Annotated in this window: 13 protein-coding genes and 1 pseudogene; all 14 read right to left on the bottom strand. The window is 61.7% G+C overall.

Annotated elements, in window-relative coordinates; all coding sequences use genetic code 11:
- Nucleotides 1-540 precede the first annotated feature (540 nt).
- The 14 genes and pseudogenes from AC6I6L_RS17175 to AC6I6L_RS17110 all read right to left on the bottom strand — a co-directional run bounded on the left by AC6I6L_RS17175 (nt 541) and on the right by AC6I6L_RS17110 (nt 16,877).
- Nucleotides 541-2,913 (bottom strand): xanthine dehydrogenase family protein molybdopterin-binding subunit, encoded by a 2,373-nt coding sequence (locus AC6I6L_RS17175; RefSeq protein ID WP_497919006.1) that lies wholly within the window; start codon nt 2,911-2,913, stop codon nt 541-543.
- Nucleotides 2,914-3,322: 409 nt separating this feature from the next.
- Nucleotides 3,323-3,736 (bottom strand): annotated as a pseudogene (locus tag AC6I6L_RS17170) (XdhC family protein); the annotation flags it as partial.
- 216 nt (nt 3,737-3,952) lie between these two features.
- Entirely contained in the window at nt 3,953-5,296 is a 1,344-nt protein-coding gene (locus AC6I6L_RS17165) for a vWA domain-containing protein (protein WP_497919005.1), read from the bottom strand.
- Complete coding sequence (locus AC6I6L_RS17160) at nt 5,289-6,161, bottom strand: AAA family ATPase (protein ID WP_497919197.1); 873 nt, start codon at nt 6,159-6,161, stop codon at nt 5,289-5,291. Before AC6I6L_RS17160 ends, AC6I6L_RS17165 begins: the two co-directional genes overlap by 8 nt.
- Before the next feature lie 241 nt (nt 6,162-6,402).
- The gene (locus AC6I6L_RS17155; protein WP_497919004.1) at nt 6,403-7,284 is read right to left on the bottom strand and encodes an FAD binding domain-containing protein; all 882 of its coding nucleotides are present in this window, start codon (nt 7,282-7,284) and stop codon (nt 6,403-6,405) included.
- On the bottom strand, nt 7,284-7,778 hold the full coding sequence (locus AC6I6L_RS17150; RefSeq protein WP_497919003.1) for a (2Fe-2S)-binding protein: 495 nt from the start codon (nt 7,776-7,778) through the stop codon (nt 7,284-7,286). The genes AC6I6L_RS17155 and AC6I6L_RS17150 overlap by 1 nt, the downstream gene beginning before the upstream one ends.
- 60 nt (nt 7,779-7,838) lie before the next feature.
- On the bottom strand, nt 7,839-8,426 hold the full coding sequence (locus AC6I6L_RS17145; protein WP_497919002.1) for an SRPBCC family protein: 588 nt from the start codon (nt 8,424-8,426) through the stop codon (nt 7,839-7,841).
- Between the two features lie 290 nt (nt 8,427-8,716).
- Nucleotides 8,717-9,601 carry a DUF6282 family protein gene (locus AC6I6L_RS17140; RefSeq protein ID WP_497919001.1) on the bottom strand — a complete coding sequence of 295 codons (885 nt, stop codon included), beginning with the start codon at nt 9,599-9,601 and terminating at the stop codon, nt 8,717-8,719.
- 228 nt (nt 9,602-9,829) lie between these two features.
- Nucleotides 9,830-10,603, bottom strand: a complete 774-nt coding sequence (locus AC6I6L_RS17135) for an enoyl-CoA hydratase/isomerase family protein (RefSeq protein WP_497919000.1) — start codon at nt 10,601-10,603, stop codon at nt 9,830-9,832.
- Nucleotides 10,600-11,862: a CaiB/BaiF CoA transferase family protein gene (locus AC6I6L_RS17130; RefSeq protein WP_497918999.1), complete on the bottom strand. Its 1,263-nt coding sequence runs from the start codon at nt 11,860-11,862 to the stop codon at nt 10,600-10,602. Before AC6I6L_RS17130 ends, AC6I6L_RS17135 begins: the two co-directional genes overlap by 4 nt.
- Before the next feature lie 41 nt (nt 11,863-11,903).
- On the bottom strand, nt 11,904-13,388 hold the full coding sequence (locus AC6I6L_RS17125) for a tripartite tricarboxylate transporter permease (RefSeq protein ID WP_497918998.1): 1,485 nt from the start codon (nt 13,386-13,388) through the stop codon (nt 11,904-11,906).
- Between the two features lie 3 nt (nt 13,389-13,391).
- A complete protein-coding gene (locus tag AC6I6L_RS17120) occupies nt 13,392-13,937 on the bottom strand; it encodes a tripartite tricarboxylate transporter TctB family protein (protein WP_497918997.1) in 546 nt (181 codons plus the stop codon).
- Nucleotides 13,934-14,932 (bottom strand): Bug family tripartite tricarboxylate transporter substrate binding protein, encoded by a 999-nt coding sequence (locus tag AC6I6L_RS17115; protein WP_497918996.1) that lies wholly within the window; start codon nt 14,930-14,932, stop codon nt 13,934-13,936. The genes AC6I6L_RS17120 and AC6I6L_RS17115 overlap by 4 nt, the downstream gene beginning before the upstream one ends.
- 238 nt (nt 14,933-15,170) lie before the next feature.
- A complete protein-coding gene (locus AC6I6L_RS17110) occupies nt 15,171-16,877 on the bottom strand; it encodes an acetate--CoA ligase (RefSeq protein WP_497918995.1) in 1,707 nt (568 codons plus the stop codon).
- Nucleotides 16,878-17,223 lie beyond the last annotated feature (346 nt).

The following is a 17,223-nucleotide window of genomic DNA, read 5'->3' as shown; positions in this document are numbered from 1 at the left end:
GCAGTTGCGGGCAGTATGGCTATCAGATGGTTGTTCAAACACCCTACGGTGGCGGCACTCGTGTGCTGCCAACGCGGATCGAAGACCGCATTCGCGAGGTCGCGACGTTCTGAAACTGCGCTCGACGAGTTTCCCGCTAGCGAACGGTCGATCGTCGATCGACCTCATACGAATCATTGTACCGTTCTACCGATGATCGCCCCACTGGGGCGGCGATCACCGATAGCAAATCACAACAAACCGTATCAGTCCAGCCAAAATTGAACGCGACATGCCGGATACCTGAGCGACAATCCTCGAAATAGGTAGTAGTATACGACGAAGCCCGGCCGATCGGTATGTCCCCGACTGAACCCCAGGGGTTAGCTACTGTGTTGTCCGACTGCCCGCACTGAGCGTCTCGAATCGCTCATCGACGCCACAGCCGTGCCAACTGCGAATTCACGCTGCATCAGGATACTGACTCCTCGTCAACGTAACGGACAACGCCTAGCGAAATCGATCGACCCACCGATCGCGAGTGACGGCGAATTCGTCCGCCTACGATTCGTCTCTTATCGCCCGCCAGATCTTCTGGGGCGTCAGCGGCGTATCCATTTCGGTGCTATCGAAACCGAGCGGCTCGAGTGCGTCGGCGACGGCATTGAGTGCCGCGGCGTTAGCGGCAATCGGGCCGGTTTCGCCGACGCCTTTGGCCCCGAGGGGGTTGTCCGGCGCAGGCGTCGAAACCTCGATCGTCTCGACCTCGGGCACGTGGAAGGACTTTGGCATGGCGTAGTCCTGGAGCGTGCTGGTGACCATGTTCCCGTTGTCGTCGTAGACGACGTCCTCAAACAGCGCCTGACTGATTCCCTGGGCGATACCGCCATGCAACTGTCCCTCGACGATATCCGGATTGACGCGGTTGCCGGCATCGTCGACGGAGACGTATCGTTCGAACTCGACCTCGCCGGTTTCGGGGTCGACCTCGACAACCGCGGCGTGGACGCCGGAGGTGATCGCCATCCTCTCGGGCAGGTAGTACGTTGTCGCCTCGAGTCCGGGTTCGTCTGGCACGTCCCACGCACGGTGGGCCTGAGAGGCGACCTCTTGGATCGTCATCGAGCGTTCGGGTACGCCCTTGACCCAGAACTCACCGTCCTCGAACTGAATATCCTCTTCGGCTGCTTCGAACTGGTGAGCGACGATCGAGTGACCCTTATCGATCACGTCGTCCGCACTCTCGGCCAGCGCCGAGCCGCCGACGACGAGCGAGCGGCTTGCGTGCGTACCGACACCGTCGTTGAGGTGTCTGGTGTCGCCTTCGATGATTTCGACGTCTTCAAGTGGGACACCGAGTTTGTCGGCAACGATCTGGGCGTAGGAGGTCTGATGGCCCATCCCAAAGTCCATCGTTCCGCAGTAGGCGGTGACTGTCCCTGACTGGTGGACGGTGATGCGTCCGCTCTCCCAGTGCGTCTTGAAGATACCGTACTCCTTACAGACGTCGGCTGGACCGACGCCGCTGACGTGGGTGTACGCCGAGAACCCGATGCCGAGGTACCGCCCTTCCTCGCGGAGCTCCGCCTGGCGTTCGCGCAGTTCGTCGTAGTCGAGCGCTTCCAGCGCCGTGTCAAGCGCCTGCTGGTAGTTGCCGCTATCGTATTCGGTTCCGGTGACCGTCTCGTAGGGGAACGCGTCCTCGGGGATCTGGTTCTGTCGGCGCAACTCGGCCGGGTCCATCCCTATTTCTTTGGCGGCCTCGTGCATCAGTCGCTCGATGAACGTGATCGCGGCCACTTCGTGAACACCTCGATAAGAGTCGAGGCAGGTCGCGTTGGTCAGCGCACCCCGGATCCGGGTGTAGAGGTTCGGCAGTTCGTACTGACCGTTGATCACCTCGATACAGAGCACTGTCGTCAGCATGTGAACGTGCGAGGAAACGTACCCTCCGAGATCGGCGAGACCCTCGGCCCGGACGCCCAGCAGGTTCCCGTCTTCGTCGAGGGCAATCTCTCCGTCGAGATTCAGGCCACGTCCGTGCGAGGACGTCTGGTGGATCTCACTGCGCCGCGCCTGCCACTTGACGGGGCGCTCGAGTTCGCGGGCGCACCACGGAACGAGCGATTCGACGTCGTAGTTGTGTATTTTTGCGCCGAATCCGCCCCCAACTCGGGGGACCTGAACGTGGATCTTGTTCTCCGGGTGGCGGATGATGCCCGCGATCGCGTGACGGTCTGAGTGGGGCGTTTGGGTGCTCATTCGGATGCTGAGATTGTTCGAGGCCGAGTCGTAGTCGGCGATCGCGGCCCGCGGCTCGAGCGGATCCGGAATCAGCCGCTGCTCGTCGACCGACGCGCTCGCGGTGTAAGCGGCCGTCTCGAACACCTCATCGAGTTCTTCTTTATCGCCGAACTCCCAATCGTAGGCGAGGTTATCGGGATAGTTCTCGAACAGCGTCGGTGCCTCGTCTTCGAGAGCCGCTTCGGGGTCGGTAACGGAGTCGAGGCGCTCGTAATTGACATCGATCAGACTGAGCGCGTCGTGGGCCGTATAGCGGTCCTCCGCGAGCGCAATCGCGAGCGGCTCACCCTGGTAACGGACGCGGTCGGAGGCGATGACCGGACGGAACAGTTCCGGTTTCACTTCGATGTAGTCTGTCGACATCGAGGGAATTTTTCGAGGAGCCGGCGTCTCCGCGTTTTGCATGTCCTCGGCTGTGAACACGGCAATCACGCCATCGAGTGCCTCTGCCTCGCTAGTGTCGATCCCGTTGATCTTCGCGTGGGCGTGCTGACTTCGCAGGACTGCGGCGTGTGCTGCTCGTGCCACGTCGATGTCGTCAGTGTACGTGGCGTTGCCGGTGACGAACTCGGCATCTTCCGTGCGATTCACCCGCGCTCCGATTTGCCCGCTCGTCGTATCTCCACTCATTGGTAATAGACACTCTGTCGTACAGTACCATGGGACGAACGGGGTTAAATATTTATGCAAAACATCGACCCACGTCGCGTTCGAAAGCGCATCTCCAGCCCTCATCAGAGGCGAAATCCGAACCGATCGTCTGGAACCCGGTCCTCACCTCGAGGTCGTCTCCGACTGAGCGATAACCGCTTCGATCGGGCGTGATCACCTGCTGAACGCCATCTCGTGCTGACCGCCGACGCCGGTCAACCGTCTCTCTCGTGCCAAATTGATCACCGGCCAACATGCGGCGGCCGAGGGCCGAGCCTCGATCAGTCGTCCGCCTCGAGTTCGATTCGATCGTGGGCCGGCGACGCGCGCTCGCGGAGGTGACCGGACTCGCAGCCGTTGTGGACCGTAAGGATCTCACCAACGATGCTTATGGCAATCTGGAACAGAGAGCCGCCGCCGAGAGACAGTCCCCGACGGCGTCCTCGGATGAGTCAATTTCCTCGCCGGTCAGCACGGTCCGATCTCCGACCGTGAGTCTCTCGTCGCCGGATAGCGCCGCCAACACGAGCTGGTCCGTTCCCTCCTGGTATCGTTCGACGATCGAGCGGAACTGTACGTCGAGGAGTTCCACAAGCACGTCGATGACCCCGTTACAGCCGACGCCGAGTCCCCAGACTTCGTCGTCGCCTGTCAGATCGAATCGCTCAAGCAGGGACAGGTCTCCTTCGAACGCAGACTCACCGAGGGCGATCACTTCGTTTTCGAGACAGCCCGCAGTGATGCTGCCGACGCCCCGGTCTCGTTCGATCACCATCTTCGCGCCCGGCCGCCTGTGTGCCCGGCCTCTACGTCGACAATCGTCGCCAGTGCGGCCGTTCGCTTGTTCTCAACGAGTTCGCCGATCGTGTCGAGAACCTGCGTTTCAAGAAATTTCAATTCTGTTGTCATATCCCGGAGGGACGTAGTCACGGGGCCTGATTTCGTCGATCCTCGCGATCGCGCCCCGTTACGCGTACGGAAGATTCTCGAGGCGACGACCAGCGTGTCGGCTGGCCAGTCACGTGTCGGCGGCCCGCTCGTATCCGAGTGGTTGCGTTCCGTCGTAACGCTTCAGTTGCCGGGCGATTTCGCGGAGATCGTCAGCCCCGGCGAACGCAAACAGCCCGTCGATGAACGGCAGCGCTGCGGTCATCCCCCGGCAGGACGGTTCGTACCCGGGCGACGTCGCGAGCGGATTCCACCAGAGGACGAGGCTCGAACGACGGGAAAGCCAGGCCAGTCCCTCCGTGAGGGCGTCGACGTTACCGGTCTCGAGACCATCGCTGATCACGACGACCGCCGTTCGGCGGTCGACGGCGTCTGGATGGTCGTCGCGGAGGTCGGTTATCGCGTCCCCGATCCGCGTTCCGCCGCCCCACTCCGCATCGAGTCGCTCGAGCGCGTCGTAGGCGTCTGCTGGCGTTCGCGCGTCGATGGCGGCGGTCACGTCCTGTAGCGACGTATCGAAAAAGAACGTCCGCATCGATCGACTATTGGTCCGAAAGGCTGCCAGACAGTGTACCAGGAAATCTCGGTCGATTACGTCGAGGACGGAGCGGCTCACATCGACGAAAAACAGGTACCGGGCCGCGGTCCGTTTCGGAGATTGCATCGGAACCGAAACGACGACCCCACCGGTCTGGAAGCTCTCGCGGAGCGCCCGGCGAACGTCGATGCGATCGCCGCGGCTCGCCGCGGTGTCTCCGCGTGCGGCCAATCTGGCCAGCGCGTCGCCAATTTGGGCGACTGGGACTTCCACTCCGCCGTGGATCGACGGGGCGATCCTTTCTGGGATGGCCGTCGACTCGCCGCTACGGCTGTATCCCGCGATCGTCTCGCCGTCGTCGCGTCGGCGCCCATCGTCTCGCTCCGAGGCAAGCCCCGTCATCAATCCGGCCGCCTCAAGGTCAGTCTCGGACGCATCCTCGTCCTCGAGCGCCGACGGATCCGCGTTCGGCAGATCGAGCACCTCGGGGTCGCGCTCTCGGTCGCGGGCGGATTCCGGTTCCGTTGCGTCCTCGATCGCCGCGACGAGGTGGCGCCAGAACGTGGCGAACAAGCGGTCGAACGTCGCGATATCTCCTGGATCGCTAACGAGGGTCGCTCGAAGCCCCGCCCTGGTACGTTCGCGATCGAGCGTGCCGAGTTCTGCGAGCGCCCGCGCGGCGTTCAGACTGTCGGCGGCTGACACTTCGACGTCCGCCCGTCGCAACGCTCGCGTGAATTCGACGAGTCGCCACCGAACGTGCGCCTCAGGTCCCGTCTCTGCGGAACCTTCGACGGGGAATTCACCAACGTCCAGGTCGTCTTCGTCGTCCGAGCCACTGCTCGGGACACCGCTCGAGTTGGGTCCCTCAGTCATCGTCGGCGTCCGTTTCGGCCCGTGACTCGCGGGCGCTCGAGGCGGCCGCCGAAAGGTCGTCAACGAGGTTGGCTAGCTGCTTGACATCTTCGACCTCCTTCAGGAGACAGCCGGCTGTCGCGCGGATCTCGTCCGGTCCGATCTCCTCGTCATCGATCCCCAGATCGACCAGCGCACGCGCCCAGTCGAGCGTCTCGGCAACGCCCGGTTGCTTGAGCAGCGGATGCTCGCGCAGCTCCTGGGTGACGCCGCAGACCTCCGCGGCGACGGTTTCCTCGAGTTCCGGGACCTTTCGGCGGACGATCTCGAGTTCCTTCTCGAGCGACGGCGGTTCGACGTGCAGGTAGAGACACCGCCGCTTGAGCGCGTCGCTCAATGCGCGCGTCCGGTTCGACGTGATGACGACCACCGGCGGCGTCTCGGTTGCGACCGTTCCGAGCTCGGGAATCGAGAGCTGAAAATCCGAGAGCAACTCGAGGAGGAGGGCTTCGAACTCCTCGTCGGCGCGGTCGACTTCGTCGATCAACAGCACACGCGGCGTCTCACCGTCGGTCTCGAGCGCGCGCAGAAGCGGTCGCTCTAGCAGGTACTCGTCGCTAAAGACAGACTCGTCGGTCGCGACGCCGCGCTCGCCCGACTGGACCGCGAGCAGCTGTTTCGTGTAGTTCCACTCGTAGAGGGCGTTTTCGGCAGCCAGCCCCTCGTAACACTGCAGCCGAACGAGCTCGGTCTCGAATCCGTTCGCCAGCACCTTCGCCAGTTCCGTCTTGCCGGCGCCCGGCTCGCCTTCGACGAGCAGCGGCTTTCCGAGTCGCAACGAGAGTAACACCGTCGTGATGAGGTCCGTCTCGGCGACGTACTCCATCTCCTCGAAGACGTCTCGCAGCCGCCGTTCGTCGAGGTCAGCGAACGCGCTCGTGATCGCGGCGCCCGCTCGGTCGGTTCCGGTCACGGACAAACACCTCCGGGTGAAGACGCTTCCGCTGGCGTCATTCGCGCTCGGTAACGGATCGGAGAGTCGTAGCGTGTCACCCGTAGACGTTGAACCTGCTCGCTTGTGAACGCATCGGTATTATCAACGGACCAGCGGAAGAATCGATACCGTCTCAGGCCGTTGCCGGCGCGTTGATCCGATCTGCGGCGGCTTCGAGCGCCCGTTTCGTAAATACCCGCAGCAACTGTGCACGGAACTCGGGTGACGCCTGAATGTCGTCCATTATCATGAACTCGTCGAGGCTGTCGTCGGCTAGTTTGGCTGCCTCCTCGAACGTTTCCTCATCAATGGTGGCGCCGATGAGCGCATCCTCGACCGGTTCAAGACGAACCGCTCGATCCACCACGCCGTTAGCGGCAACACGGGCTGATTCGATTTGATCATCGTCAGTCTCCATCGAGACGGCGACCCCCACGAGCGCGTACCCCGACGATGGGCTGGGTTTCTTTGTGTACGCACCGAGCGCATCGAGATTCCGGGGGGACTCGAGGCGAGTGACGATTTCGTCCGGTTCGATGTCGGTCGCGTACATACCGACAAAGAAGTCGTCGACATCGATCTCGCGCTCGCCGTCGGGTCCTTGCACGACGATCGTCGCGTCGGCTGCCAGCGCCGCCGCAGGGAGGTCCGAGGCTGGATCACCGTGGGCGATGTTCCCGCCGATCGTTCCGCGGTTTCGGACCTGAATGTCGCCGACCTGCTGGGCGGCTTCGGCGAGGACGGTGCAGTCGTCCCACAGTTCCTCGTCGTCAGCGATAGTCGAGTACGTCGTGAGCGCGCCGATCGAGACGGTGTCGCCGTTCCGATCGATGCCGGAGAGTTCATCGATCCCACCGATATCGACGAGCGCACCCGGGTTTGAGAGCCCGGACTTCATCATCGGAATCAGGCTGTGTCCCCCCGCGAGAACCTTCGCGTCGGGGTCGTCGGTGAGAATCTCGAGCGCCTCGTCGACGCGTTCGGGTCGGTGGTAGTCGAAGTTGGACGGGTACATCAGTCCTCACCCTCGACGGTCGCGGTGCCCATCTTCTTCGCCGCCGATTCGACGGCTTTGACGATGTTCTGGTAGCCGGTGCACCGACAGAGGTTCCCCTCGAGCGCCTCCCGGATCTCCTCTTCGTTCGGATCCGGATTACGCTCGAGGAGTTCGGACGTCGTCATGATCATCCCGGGCGTGCAGTACCCACACTGGAGACCGTGTTCCTCGGAGAAACTCTCCTGGATCGGGTGGAGCTTGTCGCGGTCGGCAAGCGCTTCGACGGTCGTGACCTCGGTGCCGTCCGCCTGGACCGCGAGGACGGTACAGGACTTGACCGCGTCGCCGTCGAGGTGGATCGTACAGGCCCCGCACATGCTGCTTTCACAGCCGACGTTCGGCCCAGTGTAGCCGAGTTCATCGCGAAGCGCGTGGACGAGCAGCGTCCGTGCGTCCACCGTCAGTTCGTGTTCTGTTCCGTTAACCGTGAGCGTGATGTCGTGTTCTGTCATGCTATGACGTCGGTTTCTTCGCCGCGTGCAACATGGGGCTTTCAATCGCCGAACCCTGATTCATAGAATTCCCCTGATACGTTCTCGAAGCCCCGGTTCCTCACTTACGTCCGAGAGCTGGTTCTCGACGTTGCTGAAGAACCGGTTGATAATCCGCTTGGCGACCGGGCTGATCACGCGCTGTCCCATCTGGGCGACCCGACCGAAGACGTCCGTTTCGGCCCACCATTCGACGGTGACGCCGTCGTCCGATTCTACGAGCGTCATGCCGGAATTCATCTCGAACGAGCTGTCCGACGCGCTCCCTTCGCCGGACGCGTCCATCTCGGGAAACTCCCGGCGGTCGATCGTCACGATCGTCTCGAAACGTGGGTTGACGCCTCCGACGTTCATCTGGACGAGCGCCGCGTACCGACCGCCCTCTTCGAACGCCCGTTCAGCGACGTCCTCCGGATCCGCTTCGGGAAGCGTCGGCAGATCCTCGTCGGTCGCGTTCGCCTCGAGTTCGTCAAAATCCGCCTCACCGTCGATTCGCGTGAGAAACTGACAGCCCGGCAATGCGTTCTTGATCATCACCGGGTCGGATAACGCGAGCCACAGCTCTTCGCTCGTCACGTCTTCCAGCGTAAATTCTCCGTTGAACTCCATACGTTATCCCTCCAGTAGTCGTCGATGGGAATTCGTCATACTCTATGCCTTGGGGTAACAAATGCAATACCACATTAAAAATCCTTGCACCGACCGGTTCGTTTCGTTCGGTGACAGCGGTCGGACGGTGCCGGCTCCCCGCATCGCTTCGCGACCGAGAGGAGACGTTGTGCCGACACCGAGCGCCACCACCCCCGTTCCGAGCCGCCATCGGAACAGTTAGCCGGCACCACCGCCACGCCCGAGAGCCGATATCGGTCCGTAAGGTGGTTCGAACATACCGTCGACACTCAGCCGAACAGCAGGGCTTTGGGATTCTCGCCCGCCATCGTCCGGAACTCAGCCGTCGATAGCCCCTCAGAGCGGAGCGTTTCGCCGAGGATCCGCAAACTCTCGGGCGAACTCGGATTTACCGGTTGGCCGACGTCACTCGAAAGCACGCACCGATCGACGCCGATTTCCCGGATGTTCCTGTAGAGTTCCTCGCTCGAGATCCACCGATATTTCGGACTGAGACCCATGAACGGGAAGTTCAAGTACGCACCCAGTTCGACGAGCGTCCGCTGTTGATCGATCGAGAGATCCGTAACGCCGTAGTTCGGGTGGTCCACGACGATGCGCTGGTGACCGGCGTTGGCAAGGTACTCGACGATCGCGACCGACTCCGCGTAGGAGAGGTGGCCGATGCAGAAGACGACGTCGTGGTCGATCACTTTGTCGAGACACAGCTGCGCGTCGTCGGTAAGGTCACCGTCCTCGAGCGCGGTCACGCCATCGCGGTCATCGTACTCGGGGCCGGCCCCGACGCCGAGAAACTCCCCGAGTGAGCCGGTCTGTCGCGCGTGGTGTCGCGCGTCGATCGTCGGTGCCCAGACGACGCCCGCGCCGTAAGCGATCGCGGATTCGACTGCAAACGGGTTGAAACCGCCATTGCAGTAGTTCAGGACCACGCTCCCGACGACCTCAACGTCGAGACCGTCGCGCTCGAGGAGCCGGTCGATGTACGATACCCCATAGGCGGTCGGCAGGTGGTGTTCTTTGAGAACGATCGCGTGCATTCCCGCCTGCGCCGCTTCGCGCGCCGCCTCGTAGCCGTCGGCCCGGCGGTCGAACGGCGATGGGCCGCAGTGCAAGTGCATGTCGACGAGATCGGTTACGTCGATCGGGTCGGTCATACCCCCCGTCCGTTCTCGGGGGTATTAAAATTCGGTGCGTCGCAATAGTCCTCGCAGGTTGTCGGTTTTGCGGGTCCTATCTCGCGACTGTGTCCTATAGCAGCTACCGAAAGTCAATGTACACCTGATCGCAAGATGGCGTTTCGATCAGTGTGTGAATCGTTTCAGTGGCTACTATAGTGTCGCCCGAATCTCTCCCGCTCGCGGCGTTCGATCGATCATGGTATCTCACTTCTCGAGGCGCTCACTCGTCAGCCGACGGCGCTCCTCAGAGTCGTACCGATCCCACCACCGATCCGTTTCGGCGACGAAGCCCGCCGAGCGGTCATTCTCGTCGGCGGCCTCGTTGATTCCCTCTTTGGCTGCCACGACGGCTTCGGAACCGCCCCTGCGGATCGCCGCGACGTTCTCCTCGAGAGCGTCGTCGAGCGCGTCGCTCGCAACGACGCGGTTGACCAGTCCGATCGAGCAGGCGCGCTCGGCGTCGATTCGCTCGCCAAGGAACACGAGTTCCTTCGCCGCTGCCTCACCGACGAGTTCGACCAAACGGTAGGTCAGTCCGCCGCCGGGAACCTGCCCCATCCGCGTCGTCGGGATTCCGAACTCGGCAGTGTCGGAAGCGATCCGAAGGTCGCAGTACGCAGCGAGCGTTAGCCCGCCGCCGAGACAGTACCCCTCGATGCGGGCGATCGTCGGGACGCTAACGTCTCGCGCCCGCTTCGACATCTCGTAGTGGCGCCGGGCGCGCTTCTCGTGGTAGCGGCGGTCGTCGACGCCGTACTCCGAAACATCGGCGCCACTCGAAAACGCCCGGTCGCCTGCGCCGGTGACGACGACGACATCGACGTCGGTTCGCGATTCCAGCTCAGCGAATGCTCTGTCGAGGTCGTGCACGGTCGCGACGTCGATCGCGTTCAATACGTCCGGCCGGTCGATCGTCACTGTCGCGATGCCGTCGTCGACGGCGACTGACAGACGGCGGTAGGGACCAAGTTCGCTCATTCTGATCCTCCGTCCCGGTCGTCGCGATCGATCGGACCGGACGTGCGCTCCTCGTCTACTGATCCGATCGCGCCCATCTCGGCGAACGCCACGATCTCATCGTCATCGTACCCTAGTTCGGTGAGTAGGTTGACGGTGTCCTCTCCAAGCGCCGGCGCGTGCCGGTCGAAGCCGCTCGAAAGGCGGTCGAAGCGCAACGGGTGTTCAACGACCGGAACCTCGCCCGCGGTCGTGTGGGCGCGCTCGACGACCAGTTCGCGTGCCTCGGTATGTTCGTTCTCGAGGGCGTCCGCAACATCGTTGATCGGGCCCACTGGGAGGCCGTGCTCGTCGGCCAACAGTTCGACCCACTCGTTGACTGAATGTTCCCGGAACGTCGCTTCTAACTCTGCAACGAGTTCGTCCATGTGCTCGACGCGGTCCGGGTTCGTCTCGAAGCGGTCGTCGGTGGCGAGATCCGGGCGACTGATCGCCTCGCAGAACTCGAGCCAGAGCTTCTGGCTCCCGATGGCGACGGTGAGACGACCGTCGGCCGCCTCGAACGTCTGGTACGGTGCGATGACCGGGTCTCTCGTTCCCATTCGGCTCGGTGACTCCCCCGCGAACACCTTTCCGGCGTGTTTGGTGAGGTACGGGAGCATCCCGTCGAACATCGCAAGTTCGATGCGATCGCCTTCGCCTGATCGTTCTCGTTCGTAGAGGCCTGCGAGAACGCCGTGGGTCACCCAGGTACCGGTGATGAGATCGGAGATAGGGATTCCGAATTTTACCGGCGGTCGGTCCCGCTCGCCGGTGACCGACATGAAACCCGACATACCCTGTATCAGTAGATCGTAGCCCGATCGTCCCGTCCACGGACCGTCCTCACCGAACGCCGAGACCGAGCAGTAAAGCAGGTTCTCGTTGACCGTGACGAGCGATTCGTAGTCGATGCCGAGTCGCTCAGCGGTTCCAGGCCGAAAGTTCTCGACGAAAACGTCAGCCTGTTCGACTAACTCCTCGAGGATCGACAGGCCTGGGTCGGTCTTGAGGTCGAGTTCGATGCTACGCTTCCCGTAGTTCACCGTCATGAAGTACGGCGATTCACCGCCGATAAACGGCGGTCCCGCCGTCCGAGCCGCGTCCCCGTCACCCGGTCGTTCGATCTTGATGACTTCGGCGCCGAGATTCGCGAGAATCAACGTGCCGAACGAGGCGCTGACGTAGGTCGAGACGTCGATGATGGTGACTCCATCGAGCGGTTTGTTCGGTGCCGTCATGGGTATTGCTGTGAAGTTGAACTGAACATAATGGGTGGTGATCAACCGCTACGCTGTTGTGAGCCAAGTTGCTTCTTGACCAACGGCCCGATCAGGACGAGACCGATGAGGGCGATCAGGAGGATCGAGAGTGGTCGCTCGAACAGGAAAGAGACTCCGCCCAGTTCCATCGTCCGGTAAAGGTTTTCCTCGGCGATCGGGCCAAGAACGATGCCGAGGACGAAGGCGATGATCGAGTAGTTGTACCGGACCATGTAGTAGCCGAGGATACCGAACGCGACTACGAATGCGAGGTCGAGCCAATTTTTCCGAATAGCGAACGATCCGACGACCGCGAGACAGATAACGAGAGGGATAATGTAATCGGTGTTGATGCGAGTGAACCAGTGGCCGGTCCGAGTGACTACGGCTATCCCGATCACGAAAATGATGGCGTTTCCGACGAGCAACGCAAGGAATGTCGTATAGGGAATGTACAGTTCGCTTCCGAAGAGTTCGGGACTCGGTCGGATACCGTGCATCAAGAGGCCACCGAGCAGAATCGCGGTTGCCCCGCTGCCGGGAATGCCGAACGAGAGCGTCGGTATCAGCGACCCGGCCACAGTGCCGTTGTTGGCGGCCTCGGAGGCGATGACGCCTTTCGGATTTCCCTCTCCGTAGCCGTCATCGCCGTCGCTTCTGACGGTCTCCCCGTAGGAAATGAAGTTCGAGACCGATGCGCCCGAACCAGGAACGGCGCCGATTCCCATTCCGATGAACGCCGACCTGAGCGTCGTCACGGGGTTTTTGAATACTTCCCAAAATCCGGAGCTGACGCTTCCGGCGAGATCGACGTCGGAATCCGCGATACTCCCCGGCTGGGAAGCGAGACGCATCATCTCCCCAATGGCGAAGACGCCGATGAGTGCGACGACGAACGAGATTCCGTCCTGTAGTTCGAGAATGCCGAAGGTGTAACGTCTTTCGAAGGTGGTGACGGGAATTCCGACGCTCGTAAGCAACAGGCCGAACGCGCCGGCTGTGATCCCCTTGACCATCGAGCCGCGAGTGACCACCGTGATCAGCACGAGTCCAAACATCGCGATGAGGAAGTACTCGGGCGAACCGAACAGCAACACCAGTTCGATCAGCAGCGGCGAGAGGAGGATCACGGTCAGAATCGTCAGTGTGCCCCCGAACGCCGACGCAGTTGCCGAGATGGCGAGCGCCGTCCGGGCCTGCCCGAGGCGGGTCATGGGATAGCCGTCGAAGGTGGTCGCCGCGGCGGCGGCGTTTCCAGGCGTGTTGATGAGGATCGCGGCGATGCTTCCGCCGTACATCGCCCCGCTGTAAATGCTGATCAGGAGGATGATCGCAGTGATCCCGTCTAACGACACGGTAAGCGGAAGGACGACTGCCATTCCGAGATTGGGACCGATACCCGGTAATGCACCAACGAAGATGCCGAACACCAGGCCGACCGTGAGCCAGACGAGCGTCGGTCCTGAAAAGACGATACTTACGGCGTGGAGGAAGTCGGATAGCATGGTTCAGATGGTCGTAGGTAGTAACGGCTCGTGTAAGTCGATGTTCAGTATCACCATGAAGCCGAACGTGATCGCGAACCCCGCAAGCGACAGGCCGATCCGGGCGGGCCAGCTGAGGCGGAACCATGAGGTGTACCCGAGGACGAAAACCGGCGTCACCCAGAGAAGTCCCACGACATAGGCGCCAATCACGTACGCAGCGAGGGAAATGACGGTGAACGTCGCGGCGGTGACCGGTCGTCCGCGAGTGTCATCTTCTTCGGTCGTCGCGGTTTCCTCGTCCGCATCCGCCATGTCGCCATACCCGCTCAGCATGTCGGTTGACTCGGCAACATACTCATAGAGCGGACTTGGGAGGTACTCGCGAACCAGCAAGAGCGTCGCACCCACGATAGTGACGGTGGCGGTAAATTGCGGAAAAAAGGCTGCGCTCCGTGGGAACTTGTACGATTCGACCAACATGTACACGGCAATTGCGAGCACGACGACGAGTAGCACGTGTTCGGCGGTCAGTGAGTGCTGGGGGCCGGCCGGTTCATCGGCGCTCATTCGTCTCTGAACTGCTCCAGGTCGACTTGCTCCTGAATGTTCTCGATCGCCTCCACCGTAAGGTCGTCGACGAACTCGGCTCCGCCCATGAATTCCAGATGAAGACCGCCCTCGTCGGCCCAGTCCTGAAGTTCGTCGCTCGTAATCGCCTCTTCCGCCGCGGATTCGAGCCAATCGATGTGTTCATCGGGTGTGTCCGGAGGTGCGTACGTGACCCTGGTGATCTTCCCGATGTAATCGAGGCTCGGGTAGCCGAAGTCGGTGACGTTACCTACGTCGGGGAAGGCGTTCATTTCTTCGTCGACGAGACCGACGACGACATCCAATCTGTCGGACATGTCCTGAGCGGTCGTGACAGTCGTAATGCCGACGGGAACTTCGCCGCCGGCCACCGCCTGTCCGATCCCGCCCGATCCGTCGTAGGGAATGTAGTCCTGCCACGGGACACCAAAGTCATCGTTCTCCTTGAGAATCGTCGCGACGACGTTGAATTGCGTTCCCGGTTGCATCCCGGCAAAAGCCTGAAACTCACCTTCGCGGTAGCGAGAAACCATGTCTTCGAAGTCTTCGACGTTCTCGTCCGGGTTGGCGATGATCACGAACGGCTCGACGGCGTGGCCCGCGATTCCGCGGAAGTTCTCGAAACTGAAGTCGACGTTCTGGATCAGCGACGGAATGATGTCTCCGGGCGCGTTGAACGGGGCGATCGTGTGCCCGCCCGAATCCGACGACGCGAACTCGCTCGCTCCCGTCATTCCACCGGCGCCCGGGACGTTGTCGAACTCGATCGAAGCGTCACGTTCTTTCGACACCTTTCCCCAGATCTGTCGAGCGTAGATATCGGTCCCACCGCCCTCACCAAAGGCGATGAGCGTCCTGATGTTTTCGCTCGGAAATTCCCCATCACCGCCACCGCCCGTGAAGTCACCCAGACACCCGGCCAAACCGACGGCCAGGCCGCTTCCGGCTGCCGCAATCGCTGCTCGTCGACCCATTCTCGCCTCGCCAGTGACACCATTGCTATCGTTCCACATGGCTACCCCCACCAATGATGACAATGTATATAATACTTCCCAAGCGAAAACTGTCCCACTCATCACTCTGTCGGGATTCGCCACAAATACGCTGGTTTCTTCTATTTCAATTCAGCCCACTCGATGTGGCCCTGGCTGGTTCGGAATCGATCGGTGTCAATGCGAGCACCTGTCCCCTTCGATCGACTCGAGTCGTCGATCAGACCGCGTTCTCGGACTCGAGTTCTTCGAGTTGCGATCGCTTGATTTTCCCGGTGACCGTGGTGGGGACGTCGTCGATAAATGCGATTTCTCGCGGGTACTCGTACTTCGCGAGGTTTTCCCTCACGTGACGTTTGATCGCCTCCTTGAGGCTTTCGTCGGCGGTGACCCCTTCGGTCGGTTCGACGTATGCCTTGATGGCTTCACCGCGATGGTCGTTCTCGACCCCGATGACCCCGACTTCAGCTACCGCCTCGAGTTCACGGATTGAGTCTTCGACCTCCGCCGGGCCGACGCGATAGCCGTTGGTGATGATGAGGTCGTCCGCGCGCGATTTGAACCAGAGCTGGCCGTTTTCGTCGACGCAACCGAGATCGTCCGTGTTCATCCACTCGCCGTCGGCGACGAACTTCCGCGCGGTCGCCAGTTCGTCGTTCCACAGTTCGACGAACATCGCCGGATCCGGCCGTTTTACGCCGATGATACCCGTCTCGCCCGGTTCGCACTCGACTCCATCGTCGTCGATGACGCGGACGTCGTGTCCCGGTGCCGGATAGCCGAGACTTCCCGGATCCGCGTCGAGCCACTGCGAACAGGAGGTGACGAGGTGCATCGCCTCGGTCTGGCCGTACATCTCGTTCAGGTTAGCGCCGAGGGTTTCCGTGACGTACTCGTGGAGCCGCTCAGAAACTGGCTCGGAGCCGGACATGACCACTTGGAGGGACTCCAGGTCGTACTGCGACGCGTCGAGATCGGCCATCGGTTTGAGCATCCCGGGTACCAAGACCGCACGCGTCGGGCCGTAGCGCTCGATGTTCTCAAACACTGTTTCGGGGTCGAATCCCGAGCGCGTGTCGTGGCGGAACACAGGGAATCCGTAGTGCCACGAGCCGAGTACGAGGTTGATGCCGCCGATCCACGCCAGATCCGGCGTCGCGTACAGCAGCGGGTCGACGTCGTGCCAGGGCAACTCGAAACACATCTGGAAGCTCGGTAGCCAGCCCGCGAGCGACTGGTGGTCTTGGAGGACGCCCTTCGGCCGGCCGGTCGTTCCGCTCGTGTAGAGGATGAACGCCGGGTCGTCGGCCGCCGTTTCGACCGCTTCGAAGCGCGTGGTTCCATCCAGGGCCGAGAACGCGACCGTTTCGGCACCGTCGATCTCGTCGGGCACCCCGTCCATTCCCACGACGCACTCGACGCTCTCGACAGTCTCGAGTGCATCCGCTACTGCCTCCGAGAGTTCGCAGTCGACGAAGACGGCGTTCGGTTCGCAGTCGCCAAGGCGGAACGCCAGGGCGTCGGGTCCGTAGAGCACTGAGAGAGGAACGCTGATCGCGCCGAGCTTCCAGGCCGCGAGGTGTGCGAGCATCACCCGATCGCTCTGCGAGCCGATGATCGCTACGCGGTCGCCACGCTCGACTCCCCGAGTCGCCAGCGCGTTCGCGATCCGGTTCGACTCTCGCTCGAGTTGCCAGAACGTATGTGTGCGGTCCTCCTCACCTTCGATGCGCTGGAACAGCGCTACGCGGCCTCGTCCATCCGCGTGCCGCGTCACGACGTCGGTGGCGATGTTGAACGTCTCTGGAATTTCCCACTCGAATGTCGCTCGAGCGGTTTCGTAACTGTCGTACTGTCCGAGGTTGGGAACCGGTTCGGATTCCCAGTCGATCGATATCGATCCGAACTGTTCGTTTCCAAGTGCCATGGGTCTAGTTCTCAATCACGTGTAGATTTTCGGCACTATGGATAAAGATTTGCGGTTCACCGTTCGAAGGTGTTTTTCTCTTTGAGAGGCCGACCGATCGAGCGGTCTCTTCGGTGGTTGCCATACCACGAGTCCCACCGCTATCGTAGCCACTGAACGTCACTGCACACCTGATCGCATGACGAGAGCGTGGTTCGGAGCGAACGGAGTGAGCGAGAACCACGGAGAGCGAACGGAGTGAGCGAGAACCACGGAGAGCGAACGGAGTGAGCGAGAACCACGGAGAGCGAACGGAGTGAGCGAGAACCACGGAGAGCGAACGGAGTGAGCGAGAACCACGGAGAGC

This window comes from Halosolutus sp. DAT137 (assembly GCF_059736405.1).
This window is presented reverse-complemented; position numbering and strand designations above follow the sequence as displayed.

Excerpts from the sequence above, each read along its gene's own strand:
- AC6I6L_RS17175 (WP_497919006.1), bottom strand. The coding sequence starts at position 2,913 with ATGAGTGGAGATACGACGAGCGGGCAAATCGGAGCGCGGGTGAATCGC.
- AC6I6L_RS17165 (WP_497919005.1), bottom strand. The coding sequence starts at position 5,296 with ATGACTGAGGGACCCAACTCGAGCGGTGTCCCGAGCAGTGGCTCGGAC.
- AC6I6L_RS17160 (WP_497919197.1), bottom strand. The coding sequence starts at position 6,161 with ATGGAGTACGTCGCCGAGACGGACCTCATCACGACGGTGTTACTCTCG.
- AC6I6L_RS17155 (WP_497919004.1), bottom strand. The coding sequence starts at position 7,284 with ATGTACCCGTCCAACTTCGACTACCACCGACCCGAACGCGTCGACGAG.
- AC6I6L_RS17150 (WP_497919003.1), bottom strand. The coding sequence starts at position 7,778 with ATGACAGAACACGACATCACGCTCACGGTTAACGGAACAGAACACGAA.
- AC6I6L_RS17145 (WP_497919002.1), bottom strand. The coding sequence starts at position 8,426 with ATGGAGTTCAACGGAGAATTTACGCTGGAAGACGTGACGAGCGAAGAG.
- AC6I6L_RS17140 (WP_497919001.1), bottom strand. The coding sequence starts at position 9,601 with ATGACCGACCCGATCGACGTAACCGATCTCGTCGACATGCACTTGCAC.
- AC6I6L_RS17135 (WP_497919000.1), bottom strand. The coding sequence starts at position 10,603 with ATGAGCGAACTTGGTCCCTACCGCCGTCTGTCAGTCGCCGTCGACGAC.
- AC6I6L_RS17130 (WP_497918999.1), bottom strand. The coding sequence starts at position 11,862 with ATGACGGCACCGAACAAACCGCTCGATGGAGTCACCATCATCGACGTC.
- AC6I6L_RS17125 (WP_497918998.1), bottom strand. The coding sequence starts at position 13,388 with ATGCTATCCGACTTCCTCCACGCCGTAAGTATCGTCTTTTCAGGACCG.
- AC6I6L_RS17120 (WP_497918997.1), bottom strand. The coding sequence starts at position 13,937 with ATGAGCGCCGATGAACCGGCCGGCCCCCAGCACTCACTGACCGCCGAA.
- AC6I6L_RS17115 (WP_497918996.1), bottom strand. The coding sequence starts at position 14,932 with ATGGGTCGACGAGCAGCGATTGCGGCAGCCGGAAGCGGCCTGGCCGTC.
- AC6I6L_RS17110 (WP_497918995.1), bottom strand. The coding sequence starts at position 16,877 with ATGGCACTTGGAAACGAACAGTTCGGATCGATATCGATCGACTGGGAA.